This is a genomic window from Mesorhizobium sp. ISC15, from assembly GCF_037162615.1.
GTDB lineage: Bacteria > Pseudomonadota > Alphaproteobacteria > Rhizobiales > Rhizobiaceae > Mesorhizobium > Mesorhizobium mediterraneum.
On record NZ_JAVSPX010000001.1, the window covers coordinates 3,256,442 to 3,275,704 of the forward strand.

Consider the following 19,263-nt stretch of genomic DNA (forward strand, 5'->3'; position numbering starts at 1 on the left):
GCTTCGCGAAAGAGTATAGTATAATGCGATTACTTTGTGGGAGACGATGATGTATAGCGCAGATATTGGGATTGTCGGCGGCGGTCTGGAGGGTTCTATCGCCGCCGCGACGCTCGGGCGAGCCGGATTCTCGGTCGTCCTGATCGACGCGCATCATCCCTGTCCGGAGGATTTTCGCTGCGAGAAAATTGGGATTGTTGCCGCGTCAACGCTGTTTACCGAACTGTGGATTGCGCGGTTTGGTCGGGTGATAAACAAGCGCCCCTGGTTTGGTTTTGCAGCAAAAGACGGAGTCTTGAATTTTCTTCGACACCGTTTGGTTCGCCGTCACGATCGTGCTGTCAATGAAGTGGTGGGCGAAGGAGCGGGAATTGAATAATATTGATGTAGCGGTCCTCGGGGGTGGTACCGCCGGCTCGTTAGCCGCTGCGATGCTTGGCCGGATGGAGATTTCGACCATCCTTGTTGATATCCATCAAGTCTATCCAGGGGAGTTTCGCTGCGAAAAACTCGATGACGATCAAGTCGACTTGCTCAAAAAAACCGGGCTGGCGGATGCCGTATTGGCGGCTGCGACACCGATGACTGAGATATGGGTGGCCCGTCACGGTTATGTCATCGGTAAAAAGCATGGGAAACACGGCGAGCCCTGCGAATATGGGGTGGCTTATCAGGATTTGGTAAATGTTATTCGCCGCCAGATTCCAGATAGTGTCCAATTCATCTGCGCCAAAGTGACCAAAATAACGACGAGTTCCGACCGGCAGGAAATTACCCTGTCAAATGGTGACACATGGTCGACCCGATTGATTGTGGTGGCGACCGGCTTAAACAATGTCGTCCGGGGTGCGATCACGCGATCCGAGATCAGCAAATGCCACTCGATCAGTGTTGGTTTTGATCTCACCTCTAAAGCTGGTTTCAAATTTCAAGCTTTAACGTATTTTGCGGAAAAGCCAGGGCCTATGGGTTACGTGAGCATGTTTCCGATTGGTTCAAGAATGCGCGCCAATGTGTTCGTCTACCATGGTGATATACGCCATCCGTGGTGTCAGGAAGTGCGCACATCGCCGTTATCTGCATTGTATGCGGCAATGCCCCGATTGAAGCGTCTCCTCGGTGATGCTGTCGTGTCAAGCGATATTCAAATTCGACCCGTTGATCTTTACGCCGCGCAGAATCACGAACAGCAACCCGGTCTGGTATTGGCCGGTGACAGTTTTGCTACCAGCGATCCGGCGGCGGGTACCGGTCTCAATAAAGTGCTGACCGATGTTGATCGGTTATGCCATCATATTCCGACATGGTTAGCCACGCCCGGAATGGGCGTCGAGAAAATTCAGACGTACTACAGTGATCCCGTCAAAGTTGCCTGTGATGAATGGTCGCTTGCTGAAGCATCTTACAACCGATCACTGGCGTCCGATACAACGCTATTATGGCGTATTCGTCGGATGGGCAGGATTGGTCTCGACATGATGGGAATCTCGATCCCACAACTTCGCTTGGCGGCAAGCGGAGTTCGTTGGGGAGCAGGCTGAACTTGGCGGTATCGACAGCGTTGTTGGTCTTCATGCCGCGTCTGCCGCCTGCGCGGGCCGAAGCCGCTTCGTCGCGGCGAAGGCCCGTCAGGCTGGCGCCGATCAGGGCTTTCGACGTTTCCAAGACCAGGCTTAGAAAGTAGTGACCGCATCAACTGGCACGCATCACTGGCAGAAGCCATATCAATTCGGATCGATCCTCTCCTCCCTCACCACGCGGGCAGGGTCGACGTCGCTTGGGTTGCACGCGGCAGGCAAGCTCTCGCAGGTCGGCGACAAGGTCGGGACCGACGAATCGGCCGGTTCTCTTGGCTCGCTTTCGCCCACGATGATGTTGACGAGGTCGCCTGGCTGCAACAGGGTCATCCCAACGGTCTCGATGCTGACCGGCCCGGCTGCCGATTGCCGCACGATTTGATAAATTACGCTGTTTGCGTCCTTCGCAAATTGGGCGCGGGTCACCGGCAACGTGTAAAGGATGCCTTCGCTGGCGTTCAACTCGCGCACATTGGCCGCGATCTGGCTCTCCGCGGTCTCGATCTCGACCTCCAGATCGTTCCTGAGGTCGGCCCGGGTCCGCAACACCTCAGACTCTAACCAAGCGAGGCGCTGGTTGGCGCTCGCGTACTGGTTAAGGGCGTCCTGCCGACGCTGTTCCGCGTCGGACAACTCACTCTGGATCTGAGCCATCACCGTCATGCTAAGAACTTTGCGGTCCACGAGCGTGCGCATGCTGTTGACGCGCTCCTGGCGCAGCTTGACCAATTCGTCGAGCGACTCCATGCGCCTATAAGCGACAACATCCTGCCTGGCCGCCTCCAGCGCCCGCAGGCTCGCGCGCTCGCGATCCTTGCGGGCCGTGGCGACGGCCTTGCGCCGGTCGCTCTGCTCGTTGACGAGGTTGGCAGCTTCGGTCGCGCCGGCCAGCTCCAGCAACTGGCGCGGGATAGTGGGTGCCGTGCCGTCGCGCTCGGCCTTCAGCACCGCCGCGCGCGCGAGCAACTTCAACATCGCATCGATCGCCGCGCTCCGCTTCTGGGTCTCACGCACGGTTTCGATCTTCTGCCACGGTTCGCTCTCGGCCCGGTCGAGTCCGCCGGCCAGCGCGATCGCATGCAGGATCGTCATGCCGGCCGCATACTTGAACGAGCCTGGATTCTTGACCGGCCCCAGCACGTAAATGGGTGGGCGCTCCAGCGGCAGGATGTTCACCAGTCCCTCGCGGCCCAGCAGTTGATTGAAGGTTTCCACCAGGTCGGCCTGTACCTGTTGCGTCGACCGGTTGGCGACCGGAATGGAGCCAAGCAAGGGCACGGAAATCGTGCCGTCCTCTTGGATAATATATTCGCCGCTCAGTTCCGGACGCTGCAGGATGCCGTGCAAGGCAGAGGACGCGCGCCCCCACTTGTCTTCCTCGACGTCGACGCGCTCGTAGAACGTGACCTTGAGGCGGTCGCCGATGCCAAACAGGGCTCCGGTTGGCACGCCTGGCGCATTGCTGAGGGTTTTGGAGCCCTCGGCACTGGTGGGGACGGCAGGGACGACGCTCCGCTCGACCAACGCCGCGGCGGACGCATCCGGTCCCGTGCTGAGAGTTTTGGGGGGCTCGGCACTGGTGGGGACCGCAGGGACGGCGCTCTGTTCGACCGGCGCCGCCGCAGCCGGTCCCGACACGATCGCGCGAGAGGGTTCGGCCGTGGCTTGGACCGGTTGTCCTTGCCAGCTATCGATAGCAGCAGACACCTTCTGCACCACGGCTCCGGAGGCATCCTCGACCTTCTGCATCACGGCTCCGGAGGCATCCGCGACCTTCTGCACCACGGCTCCGGAGACATCCGCGGCCTTGTGCACCACGGCGCCGGAGACATCCTCGGCCTTCTGCATCACGGCTCCGGAGATATCCTCGATCTTCTGCATCACGGGTCCGGAAACAACCTCGACGGCCGGCCAGTTTCCGATCGCGGCCCCTCCCAGGGCGGCGACCCCGCAGAGCCCAAAGGCAAGCAGGATGGCCTTCATTCCCCTGCGGCGAGCCGCCCGTGACGAAGGAGCGACGGGGTCGGAATTGTATTTTGTATCCATGGCCATGGCGCGTGGCTTTCAATGGCGGCCATCCCGTCCCGAACTGGTCAAGCACGGGTCGACGGGCACGGCTCTGCCTTATCGTGACCCTTCGCCGTTAGCGGCACAACTATCCCTTTGTGGGCACTCCTTCCGGATAGAACTCGTCCAATGGCCAGATTGCTGCGTTGCAGGAGAACTTCTTTGATGGCAAACGGGACAAAAGCGATCGAACGCAACGAAGAGGCGGAAATCTTGGTTTACCGACGCAGCGCCTCGAACCGTCTGCGGCTCCGGCATGCATTGGCAGGATGGTTGCGCTGTTTGCAACTTGATCATAGAGGTGAGGTAACCATAGCGGACCTGGCCCCGCCTCATATTCCTTTCGTCAGCTCTCACGCCCTCGGCCGAAGCCCGTGCCGCTTGGACAACGCTACCGCGTCGCGCACATCCCGCCGACGCAGGAACAGACGACAACGCTTGCCGCATGATTTGAGGAAAACCGATCGGCGACGGCCCGCTTCCAATACAAACGTCGCACCTCCTTCGCTGCCACCGCCGAGGGTGATTTGAACCTGGACGTTCTTGATCGCGGAGCCTCGTATCAGGGTGAGGCTTGGCAAGCGAACGCACCAGCCCGAATGCCGATATATCAAGGCAGGGAAGCCGGTCTCATTGAATGAATATTGTCGAGAAAGTGGTACCCCTTTTGTGCCTTAAGTAGATTTTGCGGATGGTGAGACGGTTGAGTTGCTATCTTTTCGTTCCCTGACGGGCCATTGCCAGACGCGGGAGTAAGCATGCCATGATTCATCGCCCAAACTGCAGCCTGTGTACGGTTGCGGACCCGGATCTTTCGGAGGATGGCCTTGACGTGTACCTTCACCGTAGCTTCGGCAATGTTGATCTCGCGCGCGATGGCTTTGTTAGACTCCCCTTCGATTAAGCGACGTAGAATACAGTTTTCCCGATTCGACAAAATTGATAGTTCTTGATCCTCATGCTCCAATTTAACAACCACCTTTGTTAACTCATCAGCTACCGCGTCAGGTTTCAGATCATGCCTTATATCTTGAATAGCCGTTGAAGTTTCGGCAGGTAACACCGTCTGCCCAAGCATAACCAATTCGAGAGCTTTGATAAAGGTGTCGTAAGCAGCGACTTTTATCAAATACCCGTCTGCCCCCGCACGAAAAGCTGAAACTATATCGGTCGATCGACAGTGATCGGCTAGCGCGACGACATGGCTGGTCGGATAAATCGCTTTGAATTCTGCAATTTGTGCGAATTCAGCGCCCGCATCAGTACCGCCGACATCTATGATGAGCAAGATGGGCCGGTGCTGGGCTAGCGGCTTCTGCAGAAGATCGTGAACACAAGCCGCCGAGAAAAGGACACGAAACTTTGCCGCATTCAGGATTCGACTAAGGCCTTCTCGGAGTAACTCGCTCGGCCCGACAAGTACTGTTATAAAAGATTGTCTTGCCATCATTGCCTCTCAATCCGGCGCGATTGAGGTACACGCGTCGAGTAGGGCACTCCACGCGCCAACCGCACTCGATGCCCCCGGTTTGAGTCTCTTGCAGTTCCTCACTCCCTCCTTGGCGAGAACAGGTTGGGCAGTGTAAGGTCTATTTATAAGCAGTCTCTAACATAGGTTGCTTTTTCGGTAAATTTTGCCGGCAACGGACGCCAAACTGGAACCCTAGGCGCTGCAATCTGCCTGAAGACGCAAGTGTGGGACGGCTTAGCCATCTCAAGCCTTAGGAGTTGAACGAGGATGGTGCCTGCGGCGATTGCAGCGATAGGCGAGGATTCCTGAAGGGGTGGTTGGCATGGTCAGGTCGCAGCGCTTTGATATCGTTGCCCAACGCTTTAGGTGTGAGAACACCCGATGGATCTGCTGCAGTGTGTGAACTTGCACTTATTCGGCGGCACGCTCTCGCCGCGCGATAGGCCGTGTCGCCGTCGGTCATGATGGCCGGGCCTTTTTGCATATTGCTCAACACGAACGAGGTTAGGTTCCGCTCGGCCCGTCCTTCACCGCACGCCGGATGCTGATACCGTGTGGTCGAGATATATCACTGCCCGCCAGGCTGCGCACGACCAGTCGCCCGGAAACATTTGGCTGGAACCGGTCCAGCAACGGCGGAGGGTCGTCTTCCAGCGGAAAACTTGCTAATGGCCCGTGCGCTGCCGCTCTAGGAGATAGCCGTTACCTGAGATACTCGTTGTCGAATCCGGCTATTTCGACCAGCTTCTTGCGGTTGATCACCTGTACATGGCCCGCCTTGAAAGAGACGAGATCGGCCCTGCGGAGTTCCCCCAACGTTCGGTTGACGTGAACGGTGGTCATTCCGAGAATGTCGGCCAAGTCGTATTGCGTAAGGGGACACTCATATCTTCCATGGGCCGACAAGCCAACCATGGAGAGCCTCTCCTCCAACTCGAGCAGGAAATGGGCGGTGCGGCTCATCGCGGTCCGCCGCCCGGTATTCATGAGATGTTCGGCAAGGATGGCGTTCAGGCGGGCCAGGGAGCAGACGATCTTCTTCCCGAGACGGCCTTCCGACAAGACGGCCTCGACAAGTTCCTTACTGGAAATTTCATAAACAGTTAGTTCGGTTATGGACGCCAGCGAGGCTAAACGTGGTCCGTCCACAGAACGGAAACCGACAATGTCCCCCGTGAGGGGAGTGTCGATGATCTGCCGTTCTCCGTCCGGTAGCCCGTGGTAAAGGATGGCCCAACCCGATTTTACGATGAATATCTCATGGTTGTCGTCATCCTGGCGGCCAATCTCCGAATGGGGTTTGTAGATTTTTGCGGTAACACCGAGAAAATCGTCATTTCCCCAATCGTTCTTCGACAATGTCGCCCCTATCGGATGCAAGCGCATGAACTGCCATAGTGTCTGCATGAAGATTCGCGAGTTTGCCCCTGTTTCCGCACAATAATTGCCCCCGGACGAGTTCGACAGAACGATCTCCTACCGTAGGGGCAGGCTGGCCCACTGTCCTCGTCTGTTTGAATGAGGCAAATTGCGCTTAGATCAAGGTGTTGCAAGCATCAGGCGGTTAAGGCTCCCGGCTTGTCTCGGGTTACTCGCTCTTTGCTCGCTCGGCGGCGTGGCGGTTGCCGGCGCGCTCGATGCGGCCGATAATTTTCATCATGAAAACGCTGACGCCGATGCCTGAGTTCAAACGCAGCGTTCATGGCATGCCGCAAGAAAAGCGCACGCTTCTTCGCTGTGCGGTCGATGAACGAATGCGGGAAGAGGAATGCTGACGCTGACGCGTCCGGCCTGACCACTTGCCGCACTACGGGCTACGAGTTCCTGTTCGGGCTCGATCATGTGTTTATCCCCTATCGATTTATTCCATAGGTGGATAAAGCTGAGGCGGCGCACTATCCGGCGACCGTTGCTCGATCTTGTCCTATTCCATTCGCGGTTCCATCGCCTCAGTTCTAAGGAACGGGGCGACGCGAAACGAGACTGGTCCACTCGATGAGAGGGCGGCGGGACTGAGGACGCAGCGGAAACAACGAAACAATCCGCGCTGTAGTCGCGAGGCGGTCATATCGCTGCGATATGGAGGCGCAGAGGGGCAGGCCGTAGCTCGAAGTATGGATGTTGTCTTCGGGTCAGTTCGAGACGTCGGACCCACCGGATTGAATTTTTGCATTCTCGCGCGTCTTACCAGAACCGGTCGGACCGCTTCCTGCCCATTGAAGTCATTCGACAGCTATCGGCGGTTGCGAGCTTTTGGCGCGCAGCAGACTAGTTTGGATGGCGCGGCCTCAGAGAGCACCATCTGCAAAATCGCGAGTGGTTAATGTGGTCTTGGCTTCGGTCGGTGCGGAAACAAGCCGATCCGGGCTGGCGGGTGCAATGGCATAGATAGCGCTTGACAATCATGCGTCTGCCAGCTGCACCGAGGTGCCTAGATGCTGTTTCCGGTTTTCTGTGGGGTAGGCGGTATTCGGGCTGCCTAAGTCATTGTTTTTTCTGGTCGGAGTGGCAGGATTTGAACCTGCGACCCCATCGTCCCGAACGATGTGCGCTACCAGGCTGCGCTACACTCCGTGACCAGACCGCGGGCTTATAGCCGCCGCACTTCGTTCCTGCAAGCGCCAATGGCAGCGCTTCTGTCGCATTTCTTCCGCTTTCGCTTTAACGTCATACAGGTTTCAGTTTCCTGGGGGATAAACACGGCTTAAAGGCTCGTGTTATAGGCATCGGCCACCTGCGTTGAAACCATTCTGATTCCAGCCGCTTGGAGTTGCTGTCTTGCCCCTGAAGATCGTTAGCGAAGCCCGTCCCAACACCTTCGAGTTTGAAACCTCGGCGCTTATCAAGGCGTCCGGCTTTCGTGAGTATGATGCGCGCTGGTGGTTCGGCCATCCGGGCTCTGCGGAGCCGCCGGAGCTCAACCTGATCGGTGTCCAGGCGCTGGGCATGGGGCTCGGCACGCTGATCCGGCGCCTGGGCGCCGGGCCGGATATCGTGACCGGGCATGATTTCCGTTCCTATTCGCTGGCGATAAAGCTGGCGCTGATTTCCGGGCTGATGGCCGCCGGCGCGCGGGTCAGGGATATCGGGCTGGCGCTGTCGCCGATGGCCTATTTCGCCCAGTTCGCGCTCGATACGCCGTCCGTCGCCATGGTCACCGCCTCGCACAACGAAAACGGCTGGAGCGGCGTCAAGATGGGGGCGGCGCGTCCCCTGACCTTCGGTCCGGAAGAAATGAGCGCATTGAAGACGATCGTGCTTGCCGGCGACTTCGACCTTGTCGGCGGCGGCTCCTATGACTTCGTTGCGGATTTCCGCAAAACCTATCTGGACGACCTGACCACTGGGAAACGCATATCACGAAAGCTCAAGGTGGTCGCCGCCTGCGGTAACGGCACCGCCGGCGCCTTCGCGCCTGAAGCGCTGGAGCGGATCGGCTGCGAGGTGATCCCGCTCGATGTCGAGCTCGACCATACATTTCCGAACTACAACCCCAATCCCGAAGACATGAAGATGCTGCACGCGATCCGCGACAAGGTCTTGGAAACGGGAGCCGACGTCGGGCTCGGCTTCGACGGCGATGGCGACCGCTGCGGCGTGGTCGACAATGAAGGCAACGAGATCTTCGCCGATAAGGTCGGCGTCATGCTCGCGCGCGACATCGCGCGACTGCATCCCGGCTCGACCTTCGTCGTCGACGTCAAGTCGACCGGATTGTTCAACACCGACGCCGCCTTGCGCGCCGATGGCGCCGTCACCGATTATTGGAAGACCGGCCACTCCTACATAAAACGGCGCGTGGCTGAGCTTGGCGCCATCGCTGGTTTCGAGAAATCCGGTCATTTCTTCTTCAATCCGCCGATTGGGCGCGGCTATGACGATGGTCTCATCACAGCCATCGCCATCTGCCAGATGCTGGATCGCAGCCCGGGCAGCAGCATGGCCGATCTCTATCGCGCCCTGCCGCTGACCTTCGGCACGCCGACCATGTCGCCACACTGCGCCGACGAGCTGAAATACGGTGTGGTCGAGCGGGTCGTTTCCGATTTCCAGGCCATGAAGCAGGACGGCACTGTCTTCGCCGGCCAGAAGATCGCCGAGCTGATCACAGTCAATGGCGTGCGCGTCGTTGCCGAGGACGGCACCTGGGGCCTGGTGCGGGCGTCATCGAACAAGCCGGAGCTTGTCGTGGTGGTGGAGAGCCCGGTGTCGTCGGAGCGGCGCCGGCAGATGTTCGAAGGCGTCGATGCAGTGCTGCGCCGCAGCCCGGAAGTCGGCGCTTACAATCAGACCTTCTAGGTAGCGCCTCATCGCATCCAGGGTGAGAGGACCATGCAAGGGAAGCGGTCCAGCTTGTCGCTGATCCGCTTCCGCCGGGCATCATCGCAAACGGGAACTCAGTCGGGCTTAAGATGCCTGCTCAAGAGCGTTCCAGTCGAACTTCCGCGCCCAGTCAGCAAAACTGTGCCAGCGGACCTCCGGGAAATCTCGGTGCAAAGCCGCGATATCGACGTCGTAGCCGACGCGGTCGAACCACTCGAACATCAGCGCTACGTCCTCGCTTTGCTGGCGGGCCACCGCGATCGGAATTTCCTGATAGTTGATCGGGCGGCCGATGGCCTGCGAAAGGATCTTGGCCTGGTCTTCGCCGGACAACTCGTCTCCGGCGAAATCGAAACGCTTGCCGAACACGCGCTCGCGCCGCTCGACCAGGGTGGCAACAAAGGCGCCGATGTCCGCCAGGGCGACCAGCTGGAGGGGGCGTTTGGCGGGCACTGCGAAAGCATGCGTGCCTTGGCTGAGCGCGCCGATCGACCACGGCGCGACGAAATTCTCCATGAAAGCAACCGGGGCGCTGATTGTATAGGGAAGGCCGAGCCGTTCGACATGCTGCTCGACGAGATATTTGCTTTCGAAATGCGGGATGCCGGTTTTCTTGTTGGCGTCGGCAACGGACGAATAGATCAGATGCCCGACGCCGGCAGCCTTGGCTGCATCGGCGGCTAGAATCCCCTGGCGGGTCTCCTCTTCCATCCCGGCCTCGTAGCTGTTGCCCATCAAGAACATGGTGTCGACGTCTTTTGCAGCCTTCACAACGGAGGCCGTATCGCCGAGATCGCCGGTCACGATCTCGGCGCCTGCCGACGCCAATTGCCGCGCGGCATCGCTGTCCGGCCTGCGCGTCAATGCCTTGACGCGATGTCCGCTCGACAGCAAGGCACGCGCGACTGCGCCGCCTTGCTGGCCTGTGGCGCCGGTGACTAGAACTCTTCGTTTAGTGGTCATGTGGTTGCTCCTTTTTTGCGGTGGAGCAAAATTAAGGTCTGTCACATTGATGCACAATTGCATATAATTGGAAAACTTTGTCCCATGTGCGGATACAATGATCGATCTCAATGACATCGTGGTGTTCGCTCGCGTCGTCGAAGCTGGCAGCTTCACCGCTGCCGCGCGGCTGCTTGCCATGCCCAAGACGACGGTCAGTCGACGCGTTGCCGCGCTCGAGCGTGAGGTTGGGGTCCGCCTGCTGCAGCGCACCACGCGCAGCCTCAATGTGACGGATGCCGGGCGTCTGTATTATGAGCAGAGCAGTCAGGCGCTGCGGACGATCGAGGAAGCAAATCTGCGCCTTGCGGAAGCGAAGGCGGAGCCATCGGGCACGATTCGCATTTCGGCGCCCGTTGGCTTCGGGAGCCATTTCCTCACAGCTGCCGTGGTCGACTTTCTGGCAATGTATCCGAAGACCAAGGTCGAGCTCCGCCTGACCGACGACAAGCTCAACCTGGTTGAGGACGGTATAGATCTCGCCTTCCGAACCGGCATCCTTCAGGATTCGACGCTGATTGCCCGCAAACTCGGCTCCACGCGCAGGCTGCTCTGCGCCAGCCCGGACTATCTCGCAAGGCACGGGATGCCGAAACGCCTGGCGGATCTTGCGCACCACCAGTGCGTCATCGCAGGCCCTTCGACCTCGGGCAGCCATTGGGTGCTGGACGGGCCACACGGTCAGGAGACGGTCACGGTGGCCGGGCGCTTCGCCGCTAATGAAATGCAGGCGGTCGTTGCGGCCACGCTCGCAGGCTTCGGCATCGCCCAATTGCCGCACAGCATCGCCGAGCCCCTCATCAATGGGGGGCGGCTGAGCCGCGTTCTCCGGGACTACACGACGCCGGCTGGCGGGCTGCATGTCCTATATCCGAGCAGCCGGCATCTTTCGCCCCTGGTCAAGGCATTCATCGAGCTTGCATCCGACCGGATTTCCAGTCTGGCAAATACTGCGGCTGACCAGCAGTAGCCGCGTGCCTCAATACGGGCTCGCCACATCCCCGGTCTCGACATAGACCGACTTCAGCTGCGAATAGAGCGCCAGCGCGGCAAGCGAGTTTTCCCGCCCGATTCCCGACTGCTTGAAGCCGCCGAAGGGAATTTCGACCGGCGTCAGATTGTAGGCGTTGATCCAGCAGGTCCCGGCCTGCAGCTCGGCGATAACGCGGTGGGCGCGCGGCAGGTCGCGCGTGAACACACCCGCGGCAAGGCCGAACTCGGTATCGTTGGCCCGGTCGATCACCTCGTCCTCGCCGTCGAATTTGAGCACGCTCATCACCGGCCCGAAAATCTCCTCGCGCGCGATGCGCATCGTGTCGGTGACGCCGGTGAAAACCGTCGGCTCGACGAAGAAGCCGTCCTGGAAACCCTGCAGCGAAGGCACATTGCCGCCGCAGGCGAGCACAGCGCCATCCTGCTTGCCTGCCTCGATATAGCCGATGACCTTTTCGTGCTGCGCCTTCGAGACCAGCGGTCCCATCTGCGTTTCCGGGTCGAGCGGATCGCCGATGCGGATCTTCTTCGTCCGCTCGACCAGCCGTTCGACGAAACGGTCGTGGATGCCCTTCTGCACGAAGACCCGCGTGCCGTTGGAGCAGATCTGGCCGGTCGAATAGAAATTGCCGAGCATGGCGCCGCCAATGGCGTTTTCGAGATCGGCATCGTCGAAGACAATCAGCGGCGACTTGCCGCCGAGCTCCATGGTGGCGTGCTTCATCTTCGAGCCGGCGAGCGACAGCACCTTGCGCCCAGTCGGCACCGAGCCCGTCACCGAGACTTTGGCGACGACATCATGCCCGACGAGGCCGGCGCCGACATCGCCATAGCCTTGCACCACGTTGAAGAGCCCGTCGGGGAGGCCGGCCTCGGTATAGATTTCGGCGAGCGCCAGCGCCGATAATGGCGTGTTCTCAGACGGCTTGAACACCATGGCGTTGCCCATGGCGAGTGCGGGTGCCGATTTCCAGCCGGCGATCTGGATCGGATAGTTCCAGGCGCCGATGCCGACACAGACGCCCAGCGCTTCGCGCCTCGTATAGGCGAAGGGTCCGCCGAGATCGAAGGACTCGCCATTATAGGCAGCGACCGCGCCACCGAAATATTCGAGGCAGTCGGCTGCCGATGGCGCATCCGCCACCAGCGTCTCCTGGATCGCCTTACCGGTATCAAGCGTCTCGATGCGCGCCAGGTCGGTGTTGCGCGCGCGCAAGATGTCAGCGGCGCGGCGCAGGATGCGTCCGCGCTCGACCGGCTTCAGCCGCGCCCAGGCCGGTTGTGCTGCACGCGCCGCTTCGATCGCGAGTTCCAGCACGTTCGACGTCGCCGAACGCAGCATCGCGATGGTCTCGCCGGTTGCCGGATAGATGACCGGCAGCGGCGCACCCTGCTCGTCGTCGATGTAGCGTCCGTTGACATAGTGCGATGCCGTTGGTTGGGCGCGCATAGCTGTTCTCCAATCGTCTTCGCCAGAGCGGAGCAGTCCGCCGGATCATGGCCTATCTGTCTGACACCTGCCAGCGCGGATTGATCCATGGTTCCTGGTTGGACGGCGCCAGCGGCGTGCGGCCAAGAATGTGGTCGGCGGCCTTTTCGCCTGTCATGATCGACGGCGCGTTGAGATTGCCGTTGGTGACGCGCGGGAAGATCGAGGAATCGGCGACCCGCAACCCTTCGACGCCGATGACACGGCATTCCGAATCGACGACGCTCATCGGATCATCGGCGCGACCCATCTTGCAGGTGCCGCAAGGGTGGTAGGCGCTTTCGGCATGGTCGCGGATGAAGGCATCGAGATCGTCGTCCGACTGCACGTGCGAGCCCGGCGAGAGTTCCTCGCCGCGATAAAGATCGAATGCCGACTGGCCGAAGATCTCACGCGTCAGCCGGATGCAGTGGCGGAACTCGGTCCAGTCGTCCGGATGCGACATATAGTTGAAGCGGATCACCGGCTTCGACCTGGGGTCGGGCGAGCGCAGCGTGACAGAACCGCGCGATTTCGATCGCATCGGCCCGACATGCGCCTGGAAACCGTGCGCCTTCGCCGCCGCCTTGCCGTCATAGCGAACCGCCGCCGGGATGAAATGATACTGGATGTCGGGATAGTCGACGCCGGCGCGCGAGCGCACGAAGGCGGCCGCCTCGAAATGATTGGTTGCGCCGAGACCTGACTTGAAGAACAGCCATTGCGCGCCGATCATTGCCTTGGAGAAGGGGTTCAGCACCGAATTCAGCGTGATCGGCTGCGTCGATTCCTGCTGGATATAGAGCTCCATATGGTCCTGCAGGTTGCGGCCGACGCCGGGCCGGTTAGCCACCACCTGAATGCCGTATTCCCTGAGATGTTCGGCCGGGCCGATGCCGGACAGCATCAGGATCTTGGGCGAATTGATCGAGGAGGCGGCAACGATCACTTCACGTCGCGCCTTGACCACCTGAATCCGTTTGCGCGTTTCGATCTCGACACCAGTGGCGCGTTGATTCTCGATGATCACCCGCCGGGCGAAGCCCTTGACCAAGCTCACATTTTTCCGTCTCAGCGCCGGCCTGAGATAGGCGCTCGCCGCCGACCAGCGGCGGCCGCCGCGAATGGTCTGCTCCATTGGCCCAAAGCCTTCCTGCTTCGCGCCGTTGTAGTCGTCGGTCAGCTCGAAGCCGGCCTGACGGCCTGCCTCGACGAAGGCGCCGTAGAGTGGGTTGGTCCTTGAGCCGCGCTGCACGGACAGCGGGCCGCCGTGGCCGCGCCAGCCATTCTCGCCGCCATTGCTGTCCTCCATGCGCTTGAAGTAGGGGAGCACGTCGGCAAACCCCCAGCCAGCCGCGCCCTGTTCGGCCCAATGGTCGAAATCGCGGGCGTGGCCGCGTACATAGACCATGCCATTGATCGAGGACGAGCCGCCGATGACCTTGCCGCGCGGCGTCGCCAGCACGCGGCCGCCGAGATGCGGCTCCGGCTCGCTGGCAAAGCCCCAGTCGTAGAGGCTCATGTTGAGTGGGATCGACAGCGCCGACGGCATCTGGATCAGCGGCCCGACATCGCTGCCGCCGAACTCGATGACGATCACCGAATGCTTGCCATCCTCCGACAGGCGGTAGGCCATGGCCGAGCCGGCCGAGCCGGAGCCGATGATGACGAAATCCGCCTCAAGCATGGTTCATATGCGCCATGAAATCAGCGAGCGAGGGTTCGCCTCGCGGAAAGCGCTTCTGCTCTTCGAGCAGGTCAAGGTTCATGTGGTTGCGCATGTAGCGTTCCGAAGCTTTCTGCAGCGGCTGGAATTCCCAGGGGTAGTGAGTGCCGTTGCGCAGCGCCGGGTAGACCACCCAGCGGCGCGCCTGGCTGGTGCGCACGGCGGCGTCGAAGGCCGCCATGTCCCAGCGCGCCCGGACCTTTTCGGTGAAACCAGCAACCAAAGCGGCATGTGCCGGGTCGGCGGCGAGATTGGTCAGCTCGAGCGGATCCGATTCAAGATCAAACAGTTGCGGCGGATCGATCTCGCAATGGATGAATTTGTAGCGGCCCTCGCGGATCGCCACCATCGGCGCGTTGGAGCCTTCGGCAGCATACTCCATCAGCACCGGCGCAGTGCGTTCCTTACCGTCGAGCAGCGGCAGCAGCGACTGGCCGTCGGTCCATGGCGCAATCGCGCTCATGTCGATGCCGGCGAGGTCGCAAAGCGTCGGCGTGACATCGAGATTGGAGACTGGGGTCTCGATCAGCTTGGCGTGTATGCCCTTGCCGGCGATCATCAGCGGCACCCGCGCCGAGCCCTCGAAAAAGCACATCTTGAACCACAGGCCGCGCTCGCCGAGCATGTCGCCGTGATCCGAGCAGAACAGGATGATCGTATCGTCGAGCATTCGCGTGCGTTGCAGCACCGACAGCAACTCGCCGACCTTGTCGTCGAGATAGGAGATGTTGGCGAAATAGCCGCGCCGCGCGCGGCGGATCTGCTCCGGCGTGATCTTGAAGCTGTCATGGTCGCTGGCCCGGTAGAGCCGCTGCGAATGCGGATCCTGCCTGTCGTAGGGAATGAAGCCCACCTCGGGCTCAAGCGCCGGGCAGTCCTCGTAGAGATCCCAATAGCGCCGCCGGGCGACATAGGGGTCGTGCGGATGGGTGAAGGAAACCGTCAGGCACCACGGCCGGCGCGAAGCGTCGTCGGAGACGCGGGCGAAATCATAGAGCTTCTGCACCGCGTGGAAAGCGACCTCGTCGTCATACTCCATCTGGTTGGTGATCTCGGCGACACCGGCACCGACCACCGAGCCGAGATTGTGATACCACCAGTCGATCCGTTCACCGGGCTTGCGATAGTCCGGCGTCCAGCCGAAATCGGCCGGATAGATGTCGGTGGTCAGCCGCTCCTCGAAGCCGTGCAACTGGTCCGGCCCAACGAAATGCATCTTGCCGGACAGGCAAGTATGGTAGCCGGCGGCGCGCAGATGATGCGCATAGGTCGGGATCGACGAGACGAATTCGGCAGCGTTGTCATAGACCTCGGTGCGTGACGGCAACTGGCCGCTCATGAACGCGGCCCGGCCCGGTGCGCAGAGCGGCGAGGCGGTGTAGTTATTCTTGAAGCGCGTCGCGTGCGCCGCCAGTAGCTTCAGATGCGGCGCGTGCAGGAAGTCCGCCGGCCCATCCGGGAACAATGTGCCGTTGAGCTGATCGACCATGACGATCAGGAAATTGGGTCGCTTGGACGTCACTGCGCGCTCCGCCGGCTTAGTTTCGTTTCGAGATAATCCTCGATCAGTGCGATCGCAGTCGCGGCATTGGGCACGCCGTCCTTCAGCGCGCGCCTGATATACAGCCCGTCGATCAGCGCAGCGGTCGCCTCGGCGACACGGTCGGCTTCGCTTCTCGGCAGGATGCCGGTCAGCCCGCTCAACAGATTGGAATGCAGGCGCCTCGCATAGACCTTAAGCAGGCGGCGAAGTGCTGCCGATTTCTGCGCCTCGACATAGAAGGCGAGCCAGGCCGCAATCGTCTCCGGCTGGAACTGGGCGTGGGAGAAATTGACGGCGACCACCGCCGAGACGCGCTCGCGTGCCGTGCTGGCCGATCGAAGCGCGCGCCGCATGTCGGCGGTCAGCTCGGCCAGGATATGCCGCATCGTTGCCAGCAAAAGTTCGTCCTTGGCGCCGAAATAGTGATGGGCAAGCGCCGAGGACACGCCGGCGCGCCCGGCGATTTCCGACATCGTCACATCAAGCGAGCCGCGCTCGCCGATCGCTGAGATCGTCGCGTCGATGAGCGCCCTGCGGCGCAACGGCTCCATTCCGACTTTCGGCATTCTTGCTCCGGCCCTGTTGCGACAAGATTATTTTTTATTGACGGATCAATCAACAAAAATCCAGCCTGATTTTGTGGCAAAGGTCAGGCGCTATGACCAGATATCAAGATCAAGCGATTGTGTGGTTCTGGCCCCTTCACGAAGTCGGCGGAACGGTTCATGCTTGAACAATGCTGAGGCGCGCCGTGACATCGCGTAGCCCGGGCCTGCAGGATGGAGATTGCCATGACAGCATGCATCGTCGGCTGGGCGCATTCGCGCTTCGGCAAGCTCGAAGGCGAGACGCTGGAGAGTCTGATCACCAAGGTCGCAACCGAAGCGCTCGATCATGCCGGCATCGGTCCGGACGAGGTCGACGAGATCGTGCTTGGCCACTTCAATGCCGGCTTTTCCGCGCAGGATTTCACCGCAAGCCTGGTCCTGCAGGCCGACGACCGGCTGCGCTTCCAGCCGGCAACCCGCGTCGAGAACGCTTGCGCGACTGGTTCGGCGGCGGTCAGGCAAGGCATCCGCGCCATCGACGCCAATGCGGCCCGTATCGTGCTCGTGGTCGGCGCCGAGCAGATGACGACAACGCCCGGCCCAGAGATCGGCAGGAACCTTCTCAGGGCCTCGTATCTGCCCGAGGAGGGCGACACGCCGGCAGGATTCGCCGGCGTTTTCGGCAAGATCGCGCAAGCCTATTTCCAGCGCTATGGCGACCAGTCGGACGCGCTGGCGATGATCGCCGCCAAGAACCACAAGAACGGCGTCGACAATCCCTATGCGCAGATGCGCAAGGATTTCGGCTATGAGTTCTGCCGGCACGAGAGCGAGAAGAACCCATTCGTTGCCGGTCCCCTGAAGCGTACCGACTGTTCGCTGGTCTCGGACGGCGCCGCAGCCCTTGTCCTTGCCGACACGGCGACGGCGTTGAAGATGCGCCGCGCGGTCGCCTTCCGTGCCAACGAGCATGTGCAGGATTTCCTGCCAATGTCGAAGCGCGACATCCTTGCCTTCGAAGGCTGCGAGCATGCCTGGAACCAGGCGCTGAAGAAGGCGGGCGTGACGCTCGACGATCTGTCCTTCGTCGAGACGCATGACTGCTTCACCATCGCCGAGCTGATCGAATATGAGGCGATGGGCCTGGCGAAACCGGGTGAGGGCGCGAAACTGGCGCTGGATGGCGAGACGGCGAAGGACGGCCGGCTGCCGGTCAATCCGTCCGGCGGGCTGAAGGCCAAGGGTCATCCAATCGGCGCTACCGGCGTGTCGATGCACGTGCTGAGCGCCATGCAGCTCGTCGGCGAAGCCGGCGGCATCCAGGTGCCGGGCGCCAAGCTCGGCGGCATCTTCAACATGGGCGGCGCCGCAGTCGCCAACTACGTTTCCATTCTCGACCGGATCAGATAAAAGCGGCCCGCATTACAGCGCCCCGCGCCCCGTTAGGGCGCGCAAGGGACGCTGTAACACTTTGATTTTACGCGTGATCCTTTTCGAAAATCGATTCCGATTTTCGAGGTCATGCGTTAGCGGGGAAATCATGACAAATCCGGTTCTGGTCGAAGTTTTGCGCGGCGCTGTGGTCGAGAGCGCGCATCGTGGCGCCGTTGCGGTTTTCGATGCCGACGGCAACTCGGTCTGGGAAATCGGCGATACGGCCCGCCCGGTATTTCCGCGCTCAGCGGTCAAGGCTATCCAGGCGCTGCCGCTGGTCGAAAGCGGCGCCGCCGACGCGTTTGGCTTCGGCGACCGCGAACTGGCGCTTGCCTGCGCCTCGCATTCCGGCGAGCCGGCGCATGTCGAACTGGCGCGGGCGATGCTGGCGAAAGCCGGACTGGACGAGGCGGCGCTGGAATGCGGCGCGCATTGGCCGTCCAGCCATGATGCGACGGTTGCGCTGGCCAGCGCCGGCACCTTGCCAAACGCGCTGCACAACAATTGCTCAGGCAAGCATGCGGGCTTCCTCTGCACCTGCGTTCACGCCGGTATCGCCCATCGCGGCTATGTCAAATCAGGCCATGCCTCGCAGGAGATGGTGCGCGATGCGATGCAAGCGGTGACCGGGGCCGCCCATGACATCGATCATTGCGGCACCGACGGCTGCTCGATCCCGACCTATGCCGTGCCGCTACGCAGCTTCGCGCTCGGCTTTGCCCGCATGGCGACCGGCGTCGGCTTTGAACCCGTGCGCGCCAAGGCGGCAAAGCGGCTGCTTTGCGCCTGCATGGCCGAGCCCTTTCTGGTCGCCGGCACGGGCAGGGCTGATGTTGCGCTGATGGAGGCCGCACCCGGCCGGATTTTTGTGAAGGGAGGGGCCGAAGGCGTCTATTGCGCGGCTTTGCCCGAGCTTGGCCTTGGCGTGGCGTTGAAATGCGATGATGGCGCTGGCCGCGCGGCGGAAGTCATGGTCGCGGCATGCATGGCTAGGCTTTTGCACGCCGACAGGGCGCTGGCGGCGAAGCTGATCGAGCAGGCAAATCCACCCATCCAAAGCCGGGTTGGCGCCAAGGTTGGCGCTGTCAGGCCCACCGCCGCATTGAGCTGA

General features: G+C 61.0%; 14 protein-coding genes and 1 tRNA gene. 6 read left to right on the forward strand and 9 right to left on the reverse strand.

The genetic code is table 11. The features are described 5' to 3' along the window. Positions 1-49 precede the first annotated feature (49 nt). Together RPG13_RS15545 and RPG13_RS15550 are read left to right on the forward strand one after the other, a co-directional pair. The gene (locus tag RPG13_RS15545; protein WP_095486621.1) at positions 50-379 is read left to right on the forward strand and encodes an NAD(P)-binding protein; all 330 of its coding nucleotides are present in this window, start codon (positions 50-52) and stop codon (positions 377-379) included. Then, positions 372-1,541, forward strand: coding sequence for an FAD-dependent oxidoreductase (locus tag RPG13_RS15550; RefSeq protein ID WP_158302621.1), 1,170 nt, complete (start codon positions 372-374; stop codon positions 1,539-1,541). The genes RPG13_RS15545 and RPG13_RS15550 overlap by 8 nt, the downstream gene beginning before the upstream one ends. Positions 1,542-1,724: 183 nt before the next feature. Here the strand turns inward: RPG13_RS15550 and RPG13_RS15555 are convergent, their stop codons facing one another. From RPG13_RS15555 to RPG13_RS15570, 4 genes are all read right to left on the reverse strand, one after another. After that, positions 1,725-3,560, reverse strand: a complete 1,836-nt coding sequence (locus RPG13_RS15555; protein WP_158302622.1) for a polysaccharide biosynthesis/export family protein — start codon at positions 3,558-3,560, stop codon at positions 1,725-1,727. A 694-nt stretch (positions 3,561-4,254) separates the two neighbouring features. Beyond that, positions 4,255-5,094 (reverse strand): LuxR C-terminal-related transcriptional regulator, encoded by an 840-nt coding sequence (locus tag RPG13_RS15560; RefSeq protein ID WP_292621769.1) that lies wholly within the window; start codon positions 5,092-5,094, stop codon positions 4,255-4,257. A gap of 723 nt (positions 5,095-5,817) precedes the next feature. Then, complete coding sequence (locus tag RPG13_RS15565; protein WP_337125434.1) at positions 5,818-6,474, reverse strand: Crp/Fnr family transcriptional regulator; 657 nt, start codon at positions 6,472-6,474, stop codon at positions 5,818-5,820. A gap of 1,138 nt (positions 6,475-7,612) precedes the next feature. Continuing rightward, positions 7,613-7,689: transfer RNA gene (locus tag RPG13_RS15570), tRNA-Pro, on the reverse strand. Between the two features lie 204 nt (positions 7,690-7,893). Here RPG13_RS15570 and RPG13_RS15575 point away from each other — a divergent pair. Continuing rightward, complete coding sequence (locus tag RPG13_RS15575; RefSeq protein WP_127289068.1) at positions 7,894-9,414, forward strand: phosphomannomutase/phosphoglucomutase; 1,521 nt, start codon at positions 7,894-7,896, stop codon at positions 9,412-9,414. Positions 9,415-9,522: 108 nt separating this feature from the next. Here RPG13_RS15575 and RPG13_RS15580 read toward each other — a convergent pair whose 3' ends face one another. Further along, complete coding sequence (locus tag RPG13_RS15580; protein ID WP_337125435.1) at positions 9,523-10,401, reverse strand: NmrA/HSCARG family protein; 879 nt, start codon at positions 10,399-10,401, stop codon at positions 9,523-9,525. Between the two features lie 97 nt (positions 10,402-10,498). Here RPG13_RS15580 and RPG13_RS15585 point away from each other — a divergent pair, with 97 nt between their 5' ends. Beyond that, positions 10,499-11,410 (forward strand): LysR family transcriptional regulator, encoded by a 912-nt coding sequence (locus tag RPG13_RS15585; RefSeq protein ID WP_292645028.1) that lies wholly within the window; start codon positions 10,499-10,501, stop codon positions 11,408-11,410. 9 nt (positions 11,411-11,419) lie between these two features. On the opposite strand, the gene betB is transcribed toward RPG13_RS15585, so the two are convergent. From betB to betI, 4 genes are read right to left on the reverse strand one after another with little or no spacing between them, the layout of a single operon-like run. Beyond that, complete coding sequence (gene betB, locus RPG13_RS15590) at positions 11,420-12,883, reverse strand: betaine-aldehyde dehydrogenase (RefSeq protein ID WP_337125436.1); 1,464 nt, start codon at positions 12,881-12,883, stop codon at positions 11,420-11,422. Positions 12,884-12,935: 52 nt separating this feature from the next. Beyond that, positions 12,936-14,588 (reverse strand): choline dehydrogenase, encoded by a 1,653-nt coding sequence (gene betA, locus RPG13_RS15595; RefSeq protein WP_337125437.1) that lies wholly within the window; start codon positions 14,586-14,588, stop codon positions 12,936-12,938. Then, on the reverse strand, positions 14,581-16,149 hold the full coding sequence (gene betC / locus RPG13_RS15600) for a choline-sulfatase (RefSeq protein ID WP_337125438.1): 1,569 nt from the start codon (positions 16,147-16,149) through the stop codon (positions 14,581-14,583). The genes betA and betC overlap by 8 nt, the downstream gene beginning before the upstream one ends. Further along, the gene (gene betI, locus RPG13_RS15605) at positions 16,146-16,736 is read right to left on the reverse strand and encodes a choline-binding transcriptional repressor BetI (protein WP_337125439.1); all 591 of its coding nucleotides are present in this window, start codon (positions 16,734-16,736) and stop codon (positions 16,146-16,148) included. Before betI ends, betC begins: the two co-directional genes overlap by 4 nt. 225 nt (positions 16,737-16,961) lie before the next feature. Between betI and RPG13_RS15610 the strand changes: the two genes are divergently transcribed. Both RPG13_RS15610 and RPG13_RS15615 read left to right on the forward strand, forming a co-directional pair. Then, entirely contained in the window at positions 16,962-18,128 is a 1,167-nt protein-coding gene (locus RPG13_RS15610) for an acetyl-CoA acetyltransferase (protein WP_337125440.1), read from the forward strand. A 130-nt stretch (positions 18,129-18,258) separates the two neighbouring features. Continuing rightward, positions 18,259-19,263: an asparaginase gene (locus RPG13_RS15615; protein ID WP_095486515.1), complete on the forward strand. Its 1,005-nt coding sequence runs from the start codon at positions 18,259-18,261 to the stop codon at positions 19,261-19,263.

Bases quoted from the DNA above. Each gene is read 5' to 3' on its own strand.
- RPG13_RS15545 (WP_095486621.1), top strand. From the start codon at position 50: ATGTATAGCGCAGATATTGGGATTGTCGGCGGCGGTCTGGAGGGTTCT.
- RPG13_RS15555 (WP_158302622.1), bottom strand. From the start codon at position 3,560: ATGAAGGCCATCCTGCTTGCCTTTGGGCTCTGCGGGGTCGCCGCCCTG.
- RPG13_RS15560 (WP_292621769.1), bottom strand. From the start codon at position 5,094: ATGATGGCAAGACAATCTTTTATAACAGTACTTGTCGGGCCGAGCGAG.
- RPG13_RS15580 (WP_337125435.1), bottom strand. From the start codon at position 10,401: ATGACCACTAAACGAAGAGTTCTAGTCACCGGCGCCACAGGCCAGCAA.
- RPG13_RS15585 (WP_292645028.1), top strand. From the start codon at position 10,499: ATGATCGATCTCAATGACATCGTGGTGTTCGCTCGCGTCGTCGAAGCT.
- betB (WP_337125436.1), bottom strand. From the start codon at position 12,883: ATGCGCGCCCAACCAACGGCATCGCACTATGTCAACGGACGCTACATC.
- betA (WP_337125437.1), bottom strand. From the start codon at position 14,588: ATGCTTGAGGCGGATTTCGTCATCATCGGCTCCGGCTCGGCCGGCTCG.
- betI (WP_337125439.1), bottom strand. From the start codon at position 16,736: ATGCCGAAAGTCGGAATGGAGCCGTTGCGCCGCAGGGCGCTCATCGAC.
- RPG13_RS15610 (WP_337125440.1), top strand. From the start codon at position 16,962: ATGACAGCATGCATCGTCGGCTGGGCGCATTCGCGCTTCGGCAAGCTC.
- RPG13_RS15615 (WP_095486515.1), top strand. From the start codon at position 18,259: ATGACAAATCCGGTTCTGGTCGAAGTTTTGCGCGGCGCTGTGGTCGAG.